The organism is Bacillus sp. BB081, from assembly GCF_008368895.1.
Taxonomy (GTDB): Bacteria; Bacillota; Bacilli; order Bacillales; family Bacillaceae_G; genus Bacillus_A; species Bacillus_A wiedmannii.
Window position 1 is genome coordinate 1 of record NZ_QOZX01000097.1, and the last position, 18,207, is coordinate 18,207.

The window sequence follows — 18,207 nt, forward strand, 5'->3', positions numbered from 1 at the left end:
AACTCCTCTGCCACTACAACAAAATATTGCAAATGCCGTAATTCCATTTTGGACACCCTTTTCACTTTCAATTAATACATCTAATATATTAATAACATATAATTTATATATTAGACAAATTTTTCGAATGAACGTATAGTAGAAATTGTTAATTCTTTTTTACAATTTTTATGTAAAAAAAGAAAGAGGTGGGTACTGTATGAAATGGTGGAAATTAGGCGGACAAATTTTATTATTATTTTGTTTCGCTTGGACAGGTGAATGGATTGCAAAACAGGCACACCTCCCAGTTCCAGGAAGTATAATCGGTATTTTTTTATTGTTAATTTCATTAAAATTTAACCTAGTGAAAAAAGAGTGGATACAGGACGGAGCAGACTTTTTATTAAAAGAACTTATTTTATTTTTCATTCCTTCTGCAGTCGCTATCATACGCTACAAAGATACACTATCACAATATGGAATCGATATCATTTTAATTATTATGATTAGTACACTTTGTGTCACTCTCGCTACAGGACTCCTAACAGAATTGCTACTAAAGCGGAAAGGATCAACACAATGATCGGCTTTCTTTGTTTACTATTAACACTATTCACATATTGGATATCGAAGAAAATGTATCAACGCTGGAATTGGAGCTTACTTTCTCCTCTTCTCGTCTGCCCTATTATTTTAATTGCTTTATTACTCGGACTAGACACACCTTATGAAACATATGAAACAGGTGGTCAATGGTTAACAGAATTATTAAAGCCTGCAACAGTTGCTTTCGCATGGCCAATCTATAAATACTTTGATTTACTCAAGAAACATGGAATAGCTATTTTACTTAATGTCATTGTCGGTTCATTTTTATCAGTTATTACTTCAGCACTACTAGCTAATTATTTTCAAATTGATTCATCGTTAGAACATAGTTTAGCGCCTCATATTGTAACGACACCAATTGCAATGGCCATTTCAGAAATGATCGGTGGTATGTCACAATTAACAGCTGTATTTGTTGTTTTAACTGCGTTAACAGGAGCATTGCTCGGACCTGCTCTCATACGTATATGCCGTATTAAAACAGCGCTCGCAAAAGGCATTATGTTAGGCACTAGCGCAAATGGAACTGGTACATCAAAAGCATTCGAAATCGGCCCTGTAGAAGGAACCATTGCAAGTTTATCTATGCTTTTAACAGCAGGAGCTAGTTTAGTTATCGTTCCGCTTTTCTTGTCGTGGATACATTGAAAAAGCAAGTGTTTAAACACTTGCTTTTTTATTTATATATTTATTTAAAACCTCATAATCCTCCGGGAAAGATAGCGTTAATTCCTTCATTTCATCTATCCTCTTCCAAGCAATTTCATGTATTAACTCATCAGGATCTTGGATTTTCATACTACCGCCTATTTTTTTAACGACATAATAATGAACGTATACAGGAACCCCGTATGTAATACCCTCTTTTTCGTATATTTTATTTACAACTTCCACATTGTAACCTGTTTCTTCCCAAACTTCTCGAATACAACATTCTTCTAGTGTCTCTCCCTTTTCAAGCCCTCCACTTGGAACAGACCACCTTTTTTCTTCACCCTTTTGCCCTTGCAACACCATTAAAACTTCATTTTTTTCATTTATACATACTGCTGCACAACCTATCCATCTTTCCATATACATCCCTCCCCCTACAAAAATTCACCTTCTTTATCATTTTCTCCTTGAAAAAGGAGGAAAAAAGTAAACTAATGACGAAAAATCACATTAACTTCATAGACAATCCCTTCTTAGAAATTAAAAACGGAAGGATGAAAATATGATTTCTAAATATGTTGTGGAATGTGTCTTTTGTGAAGAAAATCGAAAATCACGCCAAGCTATCGTAACAGTTCCCGCCACTACTCAGCTACTAGCCATTGAAAAAGTTCGTGCGGAATGTAAACGTCGTTTCGGAAAAGCTTTATTATTGCAAACAGAAATTAAAGAAGAAATAACTTTTGAACAAAAAGAAAGCCGACCATAAATTGGTCAGCTTTCTTATCCGATCATATTTTCACATGAAGATTAGGGGCATCCTCTTTAAGGATCGGGATTTTCCCATTATGTACGTTCCATAATGGTCATCGAACAATATATTTCTATGCAATTAATTATTGAATAGAATAGGGCAAAACTTGTTCGCATTTTTAGAAAAGGGATAGGGATATAATTCAAGTAGTACTTCGAATACTCGAACTTTACAATCATTATATTAAAGCAAATCCTTTTATATGGGAAATATGAATTACTTACATAATTCATTCGTAAAACATATTAGTTTGCTATATTATTTTTATTCCATCAATAACATACATCCAGCTACAACTGGTGTCATAATCATTGAAAGCTTCAAAAGCATACGTGGTGCATAATTTGTAAACTTCGCCCCGATATACGCTCCTAACATCGTGCCAATTAATACTTGCAATAACAGTATATAATCTAGGTAGCCTTCTGAACTATATCCTAGCCCACCTCCAATCGCAATCGGCAATATGACAAGCATTGTTGTTCCTACAGATTGCTGGATTGTTAATCCTAATAGAACCATTAATCCAAGTTGAATAAATGGTGCAGAACCAATCCCAAATGAACCAGCCATCATTCCAGTGACTAATCCGAGACATATACATTTCATTATATTGTCTTTCGAAAAATCTTTAATTTCTGCTAAAAGTAGTTCTTCCCTATTTTGAAACTTAATTAATTTAACAAACATAAAAATTGCAGATAAAAATAACATCCCAGCTGTAAACCAATGAAGAAGATGCGGTGGTATAAGTGAACCAAGCTTTGCACCAATATAAGAACCAAGTGCTCCACATCCACCAACAATCCCTCCTATAGTAACTACAACATTTCCTTCACGATAATGACTTATAACCCCAGATAATGTCGTAAATGCCATTGCAGTTAAAGACGTTGCAAGCGCAACATGAATAGGAATGCGGAATACTAAAGTGAGTATTGCAATAATAAAACCAGCTCCCCCTGCTCCAACAAATCCTAATAAAACTCCCATTACTAACATCGTTATAATAATTGCCACAGACTTTCCCTCCAGTAAAGCAATTATCCATCATATTCTTCCTTGCATACAAATAAAAAGCATCCTAGATGGATGCTTTTTATTTCAATAATATGTACTTAATCTTGATTAATCAAAATAACTGCAGGGCCAGCGACTACTACTCCAGCTACTTCTATCTTTTCAAATTCCTTTACTGTAATAGATATAACTCCTTCTCTTTCCATTAATTCTTTACTCAGGACATCAGTCGGGATTGCTTTCACCGTCTTACCTCCTTTTCATTTATACAATATGATAAAGTGAAACTTTGAAGTGGGAGTCTTATTGCCCGCAAATATCGAGATAAAAACAACCCAATGCATCCATATATATGCATCACCTCCGCTTTCATTCCTTATTCCCTTCAAAATCCTTCTCTCCCTTCTGTAACATATTGAAAAATAAAAAAGAAGCTATAACATATAGCTTCTCTCTAAATTTATTTAATCTCTTAGTATCTCATATTTCATAACTCTACTATTTCTATCAAATTGTAAAACAAGCTGTTCACTATCTATTGAAATAAAGCCACGTTCAGTTCCAAGATAGTACGAAGTGGTAATCCCTTCTTCTCCATTTCTCGTTTCAGTAGGTGCTCCTAATAATTTTGTAATTTCTTCATTTGATTTCCCTGTTAATTTATATTTTTGCATTAGATCATCTACCATATGTACCCGTTTCTCTTCAGCATGTAACCACCGATTTTGATTAAACTTTGAAGTGTATGTATTCATACTTAATTGTGCAGTACACACTATTAACGGAATGAGTGCTACTATTAATACTCCCGACATTTGCTTCTTTTCTTCATTACGATTTTTAGAAACATATAAGATAGATTTTTGAATCATGATTAATAAAGCAAATGGCATGATTACTACAAAAATACTCTTTACACTTAATAACGTATGAGTTATATCGATAATGTAAATAAACGCAAGATACATTAGTATATACAAACAAACATAAACATACAAAATACCCCTTAATATAGCACGCAGAAAGCCCACCTCTTTTTAATTCATTTTATAATTCATCCGATTAATGATTTCTCGAAGTTTTTCTAACTCTTGATCTGTATATATTACTTTCCCTGTTAAGATCTCATTTCTAAAGAACATTACAATTTGCTCTCTATCTTTTAATCTCGGCGTTTTTTCTTCAGACAGATCTAGCACTTCTTTCCCACTCTCATTATAAAAATATACAATCGGTTTTACGTTTTCCTTTACAATATCAACTTGTATTTCTTTCAAACAATTGTATAGAATATGGGATAGTTTCTTCGCTCTATATACTGGATTCCCTTCATTTTTTACTTGTATCGTTAATGAATCTTCACCTGTAATACATTCAAACGTCTCTTCTTTCTCTACTTCTTGTTGATACTTGCCAATTTCATCAATCATAAATGAATATATACTAGCATTTTCTTTCGTTAAGCCATGAATTAATTTCCCTGTCCATTCTTTCGTCTCAAGTAGATACATACCCGTTTTACTTAAGACAAGATGATGAATGCGAAAATCATTTCCTCCGTGCTGACTTTTAATAAAAACATTCGGCATAATATGAAATTCATTGTCTAGTATTATGCCTTGTTCTACGAATCCACGCTTCATATAATGTAATGTTTCGTGTGTATTCACTTCAGCTCCATTTTTCGTATACTCTCGCAAATTTGCAATTAACTTTTGAAACATGTGTATTTCGTTACTATGTTTCTCTTGTATTTCACTTCGTTCTTTACTATGTTGCATAGCTAATTGATTTTTCATCATACGCATATTTTCAAGTTCTCTAGCTGCACTTATTTGTAAATCATTGTATTTCTTCTGTTCCATATTTTTTAATGTATTTTGTTGTTCTTTATGCTCTGTAACTGTAGCTGCAATTTCAGTTTCATACGTTTCAATTGCTTGTTTCTTTTCAAATTCTACTTGCTGACTCTCTGATTCTAGCTGTTTATTTTTATAGAACAGCACGAATACTACAGCTAATAATAATAAAATCACACCTATTAGCACATAATCCATATCCTTACTCCTTTATTCCATTTTCATTTATTTTTATAAACATCCAATATATTATACTATGCTTTCAATATACACTTTGTAAAAATTACATATTTTTAATGAAGAGAGACTTTAATAAGCGATTTTTCTCATTCCCCACTGATTGTTTCAGGTTGCCCGCAAATAGCAGAATAAAAGGAATCTCAGGCGAGATACCTTTTACGTGCATTTTATTGTACACCATACTGAATATAACTTGAATCATAGTATATCCAGCCATTTCCACCTAAACCAAGCCAACCATCTTGCTTACACCATACTCTATAAGCCTCACCGCGATGTAACTGTCTTATAACATTTCCATTTAATGATGGAGCATCCCGCAGATTCACATTATCACCAGTAATAGTCGCCACATAATGTTTATACTGAATGTAACTTGGATCATAGTATATCCATTCGTTTCCACCTAAAGCAAGCCAACCATCTTGTTCACTCAAAACTTCATACGATTCTCCTCTATTTAGCTGGCGAATTACACTAGATTGTAAAGATGGTCCACTCCGTAAATTTACATTATCGCCTTTAATTACAGCAACGCCGTAGACTGCAGTAGCAGTACTAGGTGGAGAAACATTTCCACCACCATTTGTTCCATTTCCTTGCAAAGCTTCTAATGAAACCGCTGCTGATACGTCACAGTTTCCTACTACACCTGAAATTTGACCAGAATCTGTGTATTGCCATGCTGTCCACTCTGTCCATCCACCAGCATCAGCAGGCGGCGTACTAGAGTATTTAGAAATCCAAAGTGGAATATCACTTAATCCGTTAATTCCAAATTCATTAATATACCAAACTCCTGTATATAACATGACATCTTTTCCAGTAGCCTGTTTCACATAATTTATGAAACTTCTTGCCCAATTAGATATAGCAGTACCAGTTAAATTACTATTACTCGGATCTATCGGTGATTCTAAATCTAAAACTGGTATTAAGTCTGTCTGATTGCTTTGTAATATGTTCACAAAATGTTTCGCTTCTGAAATTGCATCATTTAGTTCTGGATGTGCAAAATGGTATGCACCGATTAATACATTCGCATTTCGCGCTGCTTGTACATTTCGAACCAAAGTAGGATCAAGATTATTCACACCTTCTGTCGCTTTTGCATACGCCGCTGAAATACCCGATCCCTTCACTGCATTCCAATCAATGTTCCCTTCCCAATGAGACACATCGATAAACGTAATATTTGAACTAGATCTATCTTGCATATAAAAGCTCCTATCAATTTTTTTCATTTCGTATACATACAATATGTACAACTTTAATAAAGGGTCACGACGTTTATACTATCGACATTGAGAGCAAACATATTTTATAAACAAAGTAAAAAGGCCTTGTAATTACAAGGCCTTTTGTAAAATTCCTTTATTTTGTAGTAAATACATATTATAATACAACCCTTGCTCACTCAGTAATTCTTGATGTGTTCCTCTTTCTACTATTTCTCCATCATGCATAACAAAAATTTGATCTGCATCTTGAATTGTAGATAATCTGTGTGCAATTGCTATAGTCGTTCTCCCTTTTCGCATTTGCTGTAATGCTGTTTGGATCGCCTCTTCTGTTTCTGTATCAATATTAGCTGTTGCTTCATCTAATACTAATACTTTCGGATTCGTTGCTATCGTTCTAGCAAAAGCAATTAATTGTCGTTGACCACTAGAAAATGCAGCTCCTCTTTCTACTACTTCCGTTTCATACTGTTCTGGTAATTTTTCAATAAACGTATTCGCTTGCACAAATTGTGCCGCTTCTTTTACTTCTTCATCCGTAATTTCTTCATTGTACATACGAATATTTTGTTTTACATTTCCCGCAAATAAAAATGCATCTTGCAATACGAGTCCTATTTTCTTTCTAATTTCTCTTTCTTCAAATTCCTCTAAATCTACACCATCTATTACAATATTTCCGGACTTAATATTATAAAATCGCATTAACAAATTCATAATGGTACTTTTTCCGCTACCAGTGTGCCCAACGAAAGCCACCGTTTGCCCTTGTTTCACGTGAAAAGATACATCTTTTAAAACATCACGTTTTCCATCATACGAAAAAGTAACATTTTTAAATTCAATTTCTCCATTAACGACTTGAGGATTTCCATCTCCTTTTTGAACTGGTGCTAAATCTTTCTCATCCATTAAATGAAATACACGTGATGATGAAACAAGTGCCTGTTGGAAAAATGATAATTTCATCATCATCTCATTTACAGGCTGGAAGAAACGATGTATATAGTTAACAAACGCATATAAGACACCTACTTCAACAGGACTCTTCAGCGCATCAATTCCAAATAAACCAAGTACTAACGCAATTGCTATAATATGAACTAAATCCGTTGCTGGGCGTAAAAGTAACGCGTCTAACTTTAACGTCCGTCGCCCTGCACTATAATGTTTATTATTCACTTCTTCAAACTCTTTTCTCATACGCTTTTCTTGTCTGAACACTTGAACAATATTCATTCCTTGAATGGACTCATTCAACTTTGCATTTAACACGCTTAATTGATTACGTACTTCTAAATAAAAGGCTGCACTCTTCCGGCGATATAGCACCATAATTGCAAACATTATCGGAATTAATACGAGAGAAAATAGCGCTAGTTTTACATTTAATAAAAACATTGCTACTAAAATACCTATTAAAAAGACTACATTTTTGACAAATGTGGATAATACACTGACATAAAAATCTTTAATTGCTTCCGTATCATTCGTTATGCGCGATACAAGCGTACCAATCGGCGTACGATCAAAGAAACTTAATGACAACTTTTGAACATGATTATATACTTCAACACGCATATCTTGAACAATTTTAAAAGCGATATTTTGAAAATACAATAAGTCTAAATAAGTAAATAATACTTTTAATAAGTGAGCAATAAGATACACTACAAATAGAGTAACAAGTGCTGATTGATCAAAGTTACGTGGTACTAAATGTTCATCAAGAAATTGTTTAATTAAAAAAGGACCCATCATTTCAGTTACAGTTGCACCAACTAAAAAGATAAATGCTAAAGATAGTAACCTTTTATATGGCTTCATATAAGAAAGTAATCTACTTAAATCACTCCGCTTCTTCCCGGTCATCATACGCCACCTTTCTCGACTAATGCTTCTAACTGCTGGCTCTCGTACATTTCTTTATACCAACCGTTTTCTTTCATTAATTGTTCATGTGTACCTCGTTGCACAATTCTGCCTTCATCCACAACAAGTATAAGATTGGCATGTTGAATTGCACTTAAACGATGAGCAGTAATAATCGTTGTTTTTCCTGCTCTTTCCCTCTTTAATGCATTTAAAATCGTTTCTTCTGTTTTTGCATCGACCGCTGATAAACAATCATCTAAAATTAAAATTTCCGCATTCGTTAATAAAGCACGTGCAATAGAGATTCTCTGTTTTTGACCTCCAGATAACGAAACGCCTCTTTCTCCCACTACCGTTTCATACCCTTCTGAAAATTGGAGGATGTCATTATGAATACAAGCAATCTCTGCAGCGCGGGTTATTTCATTATATGTAGCATCCGCCTTTCCGAAGGCAATATTCTCCCCAATACTCGCTGAAAATAAAAAATGATCTTGCGGCACGTATGAAATGGCAGAACGGACACCGTAAAGTGTTACATCGCGAATATCCCGCTCCCCAACTTTTAATTCACCACTAAAATGATCATACTCACGGATTAAACATTTTAATAAAGTCGTTTTCCCTGCTCCTGTACGTCCGACAACGCCTAGTGTCTCACCCTTCTTCAAATCAAAGTGAACATCTATTAGCTGTAACAGTTCATTTTTCTTATATGAAAATGAATCGACCGCAAATGTAACATCACCGCTTGCTACTTTATGTACAGCATCTTCTCTATTTACTACATCTGATTTTTGCGAGAGAATTTTTTCTACACGGTCATACGAAGCACGCCCACGCTCCATAATATTAAACAACCATCCAAAGGCTAACATTGGCCAAACGAGGGTACCTAAATACGTTGTAAATGTAACGAGATCACCTACAGTTAATTCACCCCTCACAACTAATACTGACCCGTAACACACTGCAATTAAAAAAGAAAATCCAACGATAAGAGAGATTGTTGGATCAAACAACGAATCAATACGTGCGACTAACATATTTTTATGTACAACATCTTCTGATTTTTTTCGAAATGCTTGTAAATCTTCTTTCTCTTGTCCAAGTGATCGAATTACCTTCATCCCACTCATACTCTCTTGCACTTTATCATTGATTTCTGAAAACGATTGCTGCGCTTTATGAAACCTTTTATGTAATAACGTTCCATAATAATTTGTCGAAATCGCTACAATCGGCATTGGAATTAAGCTTAACAATGTTAACTTCCAACTAATTGTAAAACCCATCGCTACGAGTACACATCCCCCAACCGCTAATGAGTCAACAAGTGTTAAAACACCCGATCCAGCAGTTTGTTGAATCGCCTGAATATCATTAGTCGCATGCGCCATCAAATCACCCGTACGACGTGATTGATAGAAAGATGGGCTCATCCTTGTAAAATGTTCATATAAATTCTTTCGTAATTGACGGGCTAGTTTTAACGAAGATCCAAAAATCATAATACGCCATAAATAACGTAATATGTACATAGTAATCCCTACAACTACTAACAGAATAACCCACTTCAACAATTTTTCAGATGTTAATGTTCCATTATTAATTTCATCTACTACAATACCTAGTACTTTCGGAGCTACAAGTTCAAGAAGCGCGACACCAAATAACATAATAATTCCGATTATGTACGCTCGTTTTTCTTGTTTAAAAAACCACGCTAAATTAATAAATACCTTCATTTTTATCCTCCTCCCTTAAAATGAGCGATGTTTTCAGTTTACCAAGAATACTGAATTTTTAAAAGTTTTAAACTACATAACTAACAAAAAGAAAAGACACTCTTAGCGAGTGTCTTTTAGCGCTTATTTCGTTTGTTGCTTATTCATCGCGCTCATCATTTGATTGATTTTCTTTTGGGAAGGTTTTTGTCCCATTTGCATCATCATCATTTTTAACATTTGTTCATTAATTGGTGGATTTTTTTCTAAGTAGTTCATCATGTATTTGCGGGCAATGAAAAATCCTAACGCCACGCCTGCTACTAGTGCTACTACGCCCACTAGAATACCTAACCAAATTGGCATATATTTTCCTCCTTCATGTTGTCTACCTTACAGTGTACTAAAACCTTTTCAATAAGACAAGATACAATTCGACATTTTTTACACATATGTTCGTACTTGTTTTAGAGGATTCAACCATCCGTACTTTGTATTTTCATAATCCATAGCTAAAAATGTTAATTCACACTTTCTTAACACCTCAAAGAAAGTCGTTTCCATAGAAACGTTTCCAGAGGTATTCATGCGAATATAGTGCGGTTTCACCATTATTTCGCCGTATTCCGCTCCTGTATAAAGTGTATGTGTATGATGTGTTCGATCATATTTACCAAGAACGCGCAAAGCTTGTTCTAATTTATGGTGAATTTTCATTACTTGTAATGGCATCGTTATATACATCATTTGTTTATATAACACTTTTTTCTCCGAAAGGGACCCAGATTCTGAAAATCTAGCAAATAAATCAAAAAACAAATATTCACGACCAAAGTAAGCTTTCGCAATATCCTCTTGAATTAAATACAATTCATACGTTTTCATCTTTCGCCTCCCAATCTGGACAACCTTTTCCCTTCATTATATAGAAGAAATTTTGCAATGATTGTCTGACTGCGGAGAGATAAAAAACTTTTTCTGTCGAAAAAACTCATTTACATAGAAAAATCTCTCCATGCCGGAGAGATTTTTCTAAAATCATTAAAGCATTTCTTTTACTTTACGAACAACGTTCTCTACAGTAAATCCATACTCTTCCATAATCTTCTCACCAGGAGCAGAAGCACCGAATGTATCGATACCTAACACATCTCCGTCAAGACCTACGTAACGGTGCCATCCGAATGTAGCACCCATTTCGATTGCGAAACGTTTTGTTACTGCTTTTGGTAATACAGATTCTTTGTACTCAGCTGTTTGAGCTTCAAAGCGATCCATAGATGGCATGCTGACAACAGCTGCGTCAACGCCGTCTACTGCTAACGCTTTTTGCGCTTCAACAGCTAGACTTACTTCAGATCCAGATGCAAGTAAGATTACATCAGCTGTTTCTTTCTTGCTTGCAGAAACTACATATGCACCTTTTGCTACTTTTTCATACGTATCTTCTTTTGCACCTTCTAATGTTGGAAGGTCTTGACGAGTTAATACTAAAGCAGTTGGTTTGTTTGTAGATTCTAGAGCTAGTCTCCAAGCTGCAACAGATTCGTTACCATCAGCTGGACGAATAACAGATACATTTGGCATTGCACGTAGCGCTGCTAATTGCTCGATTGGTTCATGTGTTGGACCATCTTCACCAACAGCGATACTGTCGTGTGTGAATACATACGTTACTGGCAATTGCATTAATGCTGCAAGACGAATTGCTGGACGTAAATAGTCAGAGAATACGAAGAACGTACCACCGTAAGTTTTTAAACCGCCATGTAGTGCAATACCGTTCATTGCTGCACCCATTGCGAACTCACGTACACCGTACCAAATGTTTTTTCCGCTGTAATCATCTCTTGTAAAGTCTTTTTCGTTATTCATGTATGTTTTGTTAGAACCAGCAAGGTCAGCAGATCCACCGAAGAATGATGGTACAGACTCTGCAATTGCATTAATTACAGCACCTGAAGAATTACGAGTTGCTGCTTTTGATCCTAATTCATAAGTTGGTAAGTTTTGCTCCCAACCTTCTGGAAGAAGACCATTCATTGCCGCTTGTAATTCGTTTGCTAATTCTGGATATGCTTGTGCATATTCACCTAGCATAGTGTTCCAGGCTGCTTGCGCAGTTTCACCAACATCTTGTACAGTTTTACGGAAGTTGTCATATACTTCTTCTGCTACATGGAAGTCTTGCTCAGCAGTCCAAGCATATGCTTCTTTCGTTAATTTTGTTTCGTCTACACCAAGTGGAGAACCATGTGAAGCTGATTTTCCTGATTTGTTTGGAGAACCGAAACCAATTGTCGTTCTTACTTCAATTAGCGTTGGGCGTTTTTCGTCAGCTTTCGCTTCTTCGATTGCTTTCGCGATAGCTTCAATATCGTTTCCATCCTCAACACGGATTACTTGCCATCCGTATGCTTTGTAACGATCTTCTACACTTTCAGAGAATGAACGATTTAAATCGCCATCTAATGAAATATCGTTTGAATCATAAAGCACAACAAGACGACCTAATTGTAAATGAGCAGCTAATGAAGATGCTTCAGCAGAAACGCCTTCCATTAAATCTCCATCACCACAAATAGCGTATGTATGATGATCTACTACATTATACGCATCACGGTTATATTTAGCCGCTAAATGTCTTTCAGCCATTGCCATACCTACAGCAGTTGCAATACCTTGTCCAAGTGGACCAGTAGTTGCGTCTACACCTGCTGTATGACCGTACTCAGGATGTCCTGGAGTTTTGCTTCCCCATTGACGGAAGTTCTTTAAGTCATCCATTGTTAGATCATAACCAGATAGGTGAAGTAGGCTGTATAGTAACATTGAACCATGACCTGCAGATAATACGAAACGATCACGGTTAAACCACGTTGGGTTATTTGGATTGTGTTTCATAAATTGAGTCCATAATGTATAAGCCATTGGTGCTGCACCCATTGGCATTCCTGGGTGACCAGAGTTTGCTTTTTCAATCGCATCGATGGATAATGTGCGAATCGTGTTGATAGAAAGTTGTTCGATTGAATGTGACATGCTATTCTTCCCTTCGCTTATATTAGTAAACGTTTTATACATTTATATGATAGCTTCCCACGCAAGATTATACAACATGTATCGACAAATATGTTGATATTTTTTTGGTTTTTCATAAAAAAATCAATGATTTCGGGAATGTATGGGTATTCAATATGACATACTTTTTCATTATTTTTATTTTAAAAAGAAAGGGAATTATCTGTATATTTATTCATCATTTTCAAATTCCATAATGCAAAATATATCCTTCCCCATTTTTCACTCTGCAAAGCAAACGAATAAAAGAATTTAAATCTTGGCATAATTTATCTCAATCAAATACGTATCTTTCATATTCTCCATCAGTATTATTATCATTTTCCCATTGAAACTGCCCTGTCAGTTCGATTGTTTCTGGCGCTAGAGAAAACATGTTAACTAGCGAACAAAATAACTGTTCTGCTATCACTGCCCCTTGCTGTTCTATTTTCGTAATACCATAATAGTGAATTCCAAATCCTTCTGCTCTTTTCGCTGGATAATAAGTCGGAAGCCAATGGGTAAAATCTAATAGATATACGATTAGCTCATCACTTAATACAACACACTCATCTATCGTTGCCTCTTCTTTATATAGAAAACAAAGTTCAATCCAATCTATACCTATAAAATCCAACCCTTTTTCTTCATTCGAAACAAATACAAACTCGTGCTGTAAAGCCAAATTATCCCCCCTATTGCTCACATTTATTATTCTTATTATATAAAAAAGCACCTTTTATAGGTGCTTAAAATAAATTATACAATTTTCTTCCGTATCGAACTTGAAATAAAATCAATGATAATTACCATTAAAATAATACCCAATAAAATAATACCCACACGAGACCAATTGCGTGAACTCAGTGCAAAAATTAGAGGCGTACCAATCCCACCTGCTCCAATAACACCTAAAATAGCAGCGGATCGTACATTAATTTCGAACCTGTATAACGTATACGATAGAAAATCCGGTAATACTTGTGGCAATACTGCATACCAAAGTATTTGAAAGCGATTCGCACCTGTAGCTATTAACGCTTCCGTCGGTCCTTTATCTATATTTTCAATTCCTTCTGAATATAATTTCCCTAACATTCCGATAGAGTGTAATCCTAAAGCTAGAACTCCGGCAAAGGAGCCTGGTCCAACAGCTTTTATAAATAAAAGAGCCATAACTAATTCAGGAAATGTACGAACAAAACTAAGTACAAATTTCCCAGTTCCTGCCGTTAATTTTCCACCGCTCATATTCGTTGCCGCCCAAAAAGCGAATGGAACAGATAAAAAGGCAGAAATAAATGTACCTAATATCGCAATTGCCAACGTATCAATTAAGCCATGTAATAAATCTTCACCATCTGGCAAAGATACATACGACCAATCTGGATTCAATACACCTGTCATAATTGCTTTTGTAATTTCTCCTGCCGTATCCTTTATTCCGATACGATAAACTTAACTAAATCTATACAATTCAATCAAATTTACACAAGTTAGTGCTTCATCGTGTTCTCGCAACCCCGAAGGGACGAGGGGTATAACACTCCACACAAGGCAGTATCGTTACCTCCTATTATCAAGCATTTATTTTACCCATCTTGATAAATTTATCGACGCACTTACATCCCTATCGTGATGGCTATTGCACCCAACACAACGCCACTCACGTATTTTTAAACTCCACTGTCCTTCTGGTTGAACTGAATGGTCGTATATTTTACTCCGCAACATGAGCAAATCTTGCTTGAGGCGAACCATTTATCAGCTTTTACATACGCAATGCCATACTTCTCGCACTTGTATGACAAACATTGAAAGAAGAAGTTTAATTTTTGAAAGGAAAATGCTTTCGATAGTTTTTTGTTTTTTAACAGGTTTGAGATAGGTAAGTCTTCCACAACAATTCTCATTGGTTTGGTTTTCACCAATGTAGCTGTTGCTTGATGGATATGGTTATTTCGGATATTCGTAATTTTCCTAGATAACCGCAGGTGCTCAATTTTAGCTTTTTCATATCCGGCAGATTGAATTTTCACACCTTTTTTAAATCTTCTAGACATATCTCTTTGTGCTGACTTTTTCCTTTTCAAAAGTTTTTTAACCTTGGCATCTTTGTTTATATTTCGTTCTTTCGTACCATTAGAAGCTACAAACAGCTCTTTAAACCAACATCCACACCAATCAACTCATCGGTTAGTTCTTGTGATTCAAAGTCTTCTTGGAACCCTACACTCATCCACCAGTGACGACCATCAAATGTAACTCTTGGATTGGATGGTTTTTTATTTCTTGGTAGTTGTTGGCTTGTTTTCACTACTCCAATGGACTGCATATGAACTACTTTCTTTCCTATAGTCAGTCTTTCATAATTGGCATAAAATCCTTGGATTAAATCTTTTTTGGATTTATAAGAAGTGTGATAACCATTTTTGTACTTTTTGAACGAATTTTTTCTCGCCGTATCAAAATCTTTTGAAGCCTGTTTGGGAACTTGTGCATTGATGTCTTTTAACCACTCATAATTCTTTCGCTTCTTGATCTTTGTAAATCGTTTCTGTAAAGCTAACTGTGAAACAGATTTTCCAAATAGCTTATAATATCTATCACTCATTCTTTTACAATAGTTATAAGCAAATCTTGCGGCACCAGCATGGTTTCTAAGCATTTTTTCTTGTTCAGGCGTTGGAATCAGTCTGACTTTCTTCGCCAATATCATCAGAATGTAACTCTTTTAATGGAAGATTTGTTCTTCTGAATCGTAGCGTGTTCCACCAGCATTCTCCTGAGACTACTAGGATACAAACCTGTTAATTCCGATACTTGACTAACTCGTGAAAATTTCATTATTATTCTCACCTCATTGAATTTACCATGATGCATAGATTCGGTAGATTCAATGAGACTTGATAGATTTAATTAAATTTATCTCGTTCAACTAGGGGCGCAATTCCTTAGCCAGTTCTCTTATGAACTTCTCATGTTTTCACATGAGCGCAGACTATATGTTTATCTCTTTAGAGATAGAGGATTTTTCCATCACCATAGGCTTGTGATGTACTCTCGTCAGTTATACGAGATAGTCGTTGAACGTTCATCTTATCCATTTTGACTTAGATGATTCGAGGCGGAAGACCCATTGTTCTAGTGTTTAGGATTTAACCTTGCACCATCTGATTGATTTTTTCTGCTTTCGCAACATTCACGCTCACCATTTCTAGCCACGTTGTAGTTCAATCAGCTTTAGGGATTGCCCGCAGTTAACCCTCACTACTAGCCAATCACTTGACTAGCAGGGCTTACTGATATATTTAATTAACTTTGGTTATAATTGGTTAAATAAATCGTAACAGTTAGTTACCCTCTAGCGGGACTCCTGAAAAAGCCCATACATAAACAAATGTAATTGCTATAAAAATAAACCAGCGATACACACTCGGTTTCTTCGGTTTTGGTACAATTATCGTCGTTTTACTCATTATAATTTCTCCCGCAACAATGTACTTACATAATCAATTAACAATACAATAACAAGAGTATAAATAATAATAGATGCAGTTTGTTGATATTGTAAAAATCCAAGTGTACGGTCATAATACAACCCAATACCACCCGCTCCTACTAAACCTAAAACAGCTGCTGCACGTACGTTCACCTCAAATGTATAAAGAACATAGGAGACAAAATGTGCTTTCACTTGCGGAATTACCCCATACACAATCCATTGCACTTTATTTGCTCCTACTGCTGTCATCGCCTCTAATGGACCTGGATCAATCGATTCCATTGACTCATACAACAATTTCGCCACGAGCCCAATTGAGAAAAAAGTAAGAGCTAAAATACCTGGAAGTGGTCCTATTCCAAAAATAGCTACGAAAATTGCCGCTAATAATAAATCTGGTATCGTTCGGATAAAATTTAAAACCAATCGAGCTGGACCGTACAAAAATGTACTAGTAAACACATTACTTGCCGCAAATAGTGCCAGTGGAATAGCTAAAATCGCTCCTAAAGTCGTCCCAATAATCGCCATACGTATTGTATCTAACATCGCTGTTGTAATAACTTGAAAATAACTCCAATCAGGCGGCACCATCTCTTTTAACAAATCAATCATATTAGGAAAACCAACTACTAGTTTTGAAAATGATGCGTCGACCTGTACACTACTTCCCCACAACAGTAAAATGACTAGAATAGCCGTTAACATATGTTTCAACTTACTCGGCGGCTTCGGTATCGATTTTGAATATATCGTCGCGTCATTCATTTAACTGCCACCTCTAATAATTCACTTTTCTGCGCTACGTCTCCATAAATTTCAGCAAATTTTTCATCCGTTGCCTCTTCTACTGAACCATTAAAAACAATTTCGCCTGCATGTAATCCAATAATGCGTGTCGCATATTGCCTAGCTAAATCAATAGAATGTAAGTTTACAATTGTTGTAATCCCAAAATCTTCATTAATTTTTTTCAAATCATCTAATACTTGCTTTGTTGTTAGCGGATCTAACGACGCAACAGGTTCATCTGCCAATATGATTTTTGCTTCTTGCGCCAACGCTCTAGCAATCGATACACGTTGCTGTTGTCCTCCTGATAATTCATCAGCTCGCGCATATGCTTTTTCTAAAATATTCACCCTTTTTAACGATTGAAAGGCAAGCTCCAAATCTTCTTTTGGAAATAGACCTAACGTTGTACGAAAAGTCGAATGGTATCCAACACGCCCAGCTAATACATTCTTCAAAACCGTTGATCGTTTTACAAGGTTAAAACTTTGAAAAATCATACCAATATCCCGGCGCATGCGTCGTAATTCTTTTCCTTTCGCAGCAGTAATAGACTCACCTTCAATCAAGATTTCTCCTTCTGTAATCTCATGAAGGCGATTTACCGATCTAAGAAGTGTAGACTTTCCAGCCCCCGACAGCCCTACCATTACAACAAACTCACCTTTTTGAATGTTCAAGTTTATATTATTCAATCCTTTTGTACCATTCGGATACATTTTGGAAACATTTCGAAATTCTATCACACATCTTACCTACCTTCTATGTATTCAAAATGGCAAACTAACTGGAAACATATACCTTCCAGTTAGCTGCCATTTCCATA

Annotated in this window: 16 protein-coding genes and 4 pseudogenes; 3 read left to right on the forward strand and 17 right to left on the reverse strand. The window is 35.6% G+C overall.

Translation table 11 applies throughout. From position 1 onward, the window contains the following. The first annotated feature begins 199 nt into the window (after positions 1-199). Together DN394_RS26690 and DN394_RS26695 are read left to right on the forward strand one after the other, a co-directional pair. Entirely contained in the window at positions 200-565 is a 366-nt protein-coding gene (locus DN394_RS26690; RefSeq protein ID WP_097917401.1) for a CidA/LrgA family holin-like protein, read from the forward strand. Next, the gene (locus DN394_RS26695; RefSeq protein ID WP_000578955.1) at positions 562-1,239 is read left to right on the forward strand and encodes an LrgB family protein; all 678 of its coding nucleotides are present in this window, start codon (positions 562-564) and stop codon (positions 1,237-1,239) included. The genes DN394_RS26690 and DN394_RS26695 overlap by 4 nt, the downstream gene beginning before the upstream one ends. A 12-nt stretch (positions 1,240-1,251) precedes the next feature. On the opposite strand, the gene DN394_RS26700 is transcribed toward DN394_RS26695, so the two are convergent. After that, a complete protein-coding gene (locus tag DN394_RS26700) occupies positions 1,252-1,665 on the reverse strand; it encodes an NUDIX hydrolase (protein ID WP_000442959.1) in 414 nt (137 codons plus the stop codon). 142 nt (positions 1,666-1,807) lie between these two features. On the opposite strand from DN394_RS26700, the gene DN394_RS26705 reads away from it, so the two are divergent. Continuing rightward, the gene (locus DN394_RS26705; RefSeq protein WP_046957703.1) at positions 1,808-2,014 is read left to right on the forward strand and encodes a DUF3903 domain-containing protein; all 207 of its coding nucleotides are present in this window, start codon (positions 1,808-1,810) and stop codon (positions 2,012-2,014) included. Positions 2,015-2,323: 309 nt separating this feature from the next. On the opposite strand, the gene DN394_RS26710 is transcribed toward DN394_RS26705, so the two are convergent. The 16 genes and pseudogenes from DN394_RS26710 to phnC form a co-directional block, all read right to left on the reverse strand. Continuing rightward, entirely contained in the window at positions 2,324-3,079 is a 756-nt protein-coding gene (locus tag DN394_RS26710; RefSeq protein ID WP_000974679.1) for a sulfite exporter TauE/SafE family protein, read from the reverse strand. 98 nt (positions 3,080-3,177) lie between these two features. Then, on the reverse strand, positions 3,178-3,324 hold the full coding sequence (locus DN394_RS26715) for a BC1881 family protein (RefSeq protein WP_000644411.1): 147 nt from the start codon (positions 3,322-3,324) through the stop codon (positions 3,178-3,180). A 219-nt stretch (positions 3,325-3,543) separates the two neighbouring features. Next, positions 3,544-4,110, reverse strand: a complete 567-nt coding sequence (locus DN394_RS26720) for a hypothetical protein (RefSeq protein ID WP_097917403.1) — start codon at positions 4,108-4,110, stop codon at positions 3,544-3,546. 6 nt (positions 4,111-4,116) lie between these two features. After that, positions 4,117-5,136 (reverse strand): nuclease-related domain-containing protein, encoded by a 1,020-nt coding sequence (locus DN394_RS26725; RefSeq protein ID WP_097994571.1) that lies wholly within the window; start codon positions 5,134-5,136, stop codon positions 4,117-4,119. A 209-nt stretch (positions 5,137-5,345) separates the two neighbouring features. Next, the gene (locus DN394_RS26730) at positions 5,346-6,395 is read right to left on the reverse strand and encodes a GH25 family lysozyme (RefSeq protein WP_098150256.1); all 1,050 of its coding nucleotides are present in this window, start codon (positions 6,393-6,395) and stop codon (positions 5,346-5,348) included. A 132-nt stretch (positions 6,396-6,527) separates the two neighbouring features. Then, positions 6,528-8,291 (reverse strand): ABC transporter ATP-binding protein, encoded by a 1,764-nt coding sequence (locus DN394_RS26735; RefSeq protein ID WP_097917406.1) that lies wholly within the window; start codon positions 8,289-8,291, stop codon positions 6,528-6,530. Next, positions 8,291-10,042, reverse strand: coding sequence for an ABC transporter ATP-binding protein (locus DN394_RS26740; RefSeq protein ID WP_048544175.1), 1,752 nt, complete (start codon positions 10,040-10,042; stop codon positions 8,291-8,293). Before DN394_RS26740 ends, DN394_RS26735 begins: the two co-directional genes overlap by 1 nt. A gap of 123 nt (positions 10,043-10,165) precedes the next feature. Next, complete coding sequence (locus DN394_RS26745; RefSeq protein WP_001123315.1) at positions 10,166-10,387, reverse strand: YneF family protein; 222 nt, start codon at positions 10,385-10,387, stop codon at positions 10,166-10,168. 78 nt (positions 10,388-10,465) lie between these two features. Further along, positions 10,466-10,906 (reverse strand): sporulation inhibitor of replication protein SirA, encoded by a 441-nt coding sequence (gene sirA, locus DN394_RS26750; RefSeq protein WP_000860645.1) that lies wholly within the window; start codon positions 10,904-10,906, stop codon positions 10,466-10,468. A 156-nt stretch (positions 10,907-11,062) separates the two neighbouring features. Continuing rightward, complete coding sequence (tkt, locus tag DN394_RS26755; RefSeq protein ID WP_000019750.1) at positions 11,063-13,063, reverse strand: transketolase; 2,001 nt, start codon at positions 13,061-13,063, stop codon at positions 11,063-11,065. A gap of 223 nt (positions 13,064-13,286) precedes the next feature. Continuing rightward, positions 13,287-13,769 (reverse strand): annotated as a pseudogene (locus DN394_RS26760) (coproporphyrinogen III oxidase). Positions 13,770-13,843: 74 nt separating this feature from the next. Continuing rightward, a pseudogene (gene phnE / locus DN394_RS26765) lies at positions 13,844-14,530 on the reverse strand (phosphonate ABC transporter, permease protein PhnE); the annotation flags it as partial. A gap of 141 nt (positions 14,531-14,671) precedes the next feature. Beyond that, positions 14,672-15,803, reverse strand: a pseudogene (locus DN394_RS26770) (RNA-guided endonuclease InsQ/TnpB family protein). A gap of 640 nt (positions 15,804-16,443) precedes the next feature. Then, positions 16,444-16,563 (reverse strand): annotated as a pseudogene (locus DN394_RS26775) (phosphonate ABC transporter, permease protein PhnE); the annotation flags it as partial. Continuing rightward, positions 16,563-17,357, reverse strand: a complete 795-nt coding sequence (gene phnE / locus DN394_RS26780) for a phosphonate ABC transporter, permease protein PhnE (RefSeq protein WP_097918154.1) — start codon at positions 17,355-17,357, stop codon at positions 16,563-16,565. The gene phnE (DN394_RS26780) and the pseudogene DN394_RS26775, both read right to left, overlap by 1 nt. Continuing rightward, entirely contained in the window at positions 17,354-18,127 is a 774-nt protein-coding gene (gene phnC, locus DN394_RS26785) for a phosphonate ABC transporter ATP-binding protein (protein WP_149294415.1), read from the reverse strand. Before phnC ends, phnE (DN394_RS26780) begins: the two co-directional genes overlap by 4 nt. Positions 18,128-18,207: the final 80 nt, after the last annotated feature.

Coding starts and splice junctions, on each gene's coding strand:
- DN394_RS26745 (WP_001123315.1), bottom strand. CDS start 10,387: ATGCCAATTTGGTTAGGTATTCTAGTGGGCGTAGTAGCACTAGTAGCA.
- DN394_RS26695 (WP_000578955.1), top strand. CDS start 562: ATGATCGGCTTTCTTTGTTTACTATTAACACTATTCACATATTGGATA.
- DN394_RS26740 (WP_048544175.1), bottom strand. CDS start 10,042: ATGAAGGTATTTATTAATTTAGCGTGGTTTTTTAAACAAGAAAAACGA.
- DN394_RS26705 (WP_046957703.1), top strand. CDS start 1,808: ATGATTTCTAAATATGTTGTGGAATGTGTCTTTTGTGAAGAAAATCGA.
- sirA (WP_000860645.1), bottom strand. CDS start 10,906: ATGAAAACGTATGAATTGTATTTAATTCAAGAGGATATTGCGAAAGCT.
- DN394_RS26735 (WP_097917406.1), bottom strand. CDS start 8,291: ATGACCGGGAAGAAGCGGAGTGATTTAAGTAGATTACTTTCTTATATG.
- tkt (WP_000019750.1), bottom strand. CDS start 13,063: ATGTCACATTCAATCGAACAACTTTCTATCAACACGATTCGCACATTA.
- DN394_RS26730 (WP_098150256.1), bottom strand. CDS start 6,395: ATGCAAGATAGATCTAGTTCAAATATTACGTTTATCGATGTGTCTCAT.
- DN394_RS26690 (WP_097917401.1), top strand. CDS start 200: ATGAAATGGTGGAAATTAGGCGGACAAATTTTATTATTATTTTGTTTC.
- DN394_RS26700 (WP_000442959.1), bottom strand. CDS start 1,665: ATGGAAAGATGGATAGGTTGTGCAGCAGTATGTATAAATGAAAAAAAT.
- phnE (WP_097918154.1), bottom strand. CDS start 17,357: ATGAATGACGCGACGATATATTCAAAATCGATACCGAAGCCGCCGAGT.
- DN394_RS26725 (WP_097994571.1), bottom strand. CDS start 5,136: ATGGATTATGTGCTAATAGGTGTGATTTTATTATTATTAGCTGTAGTA.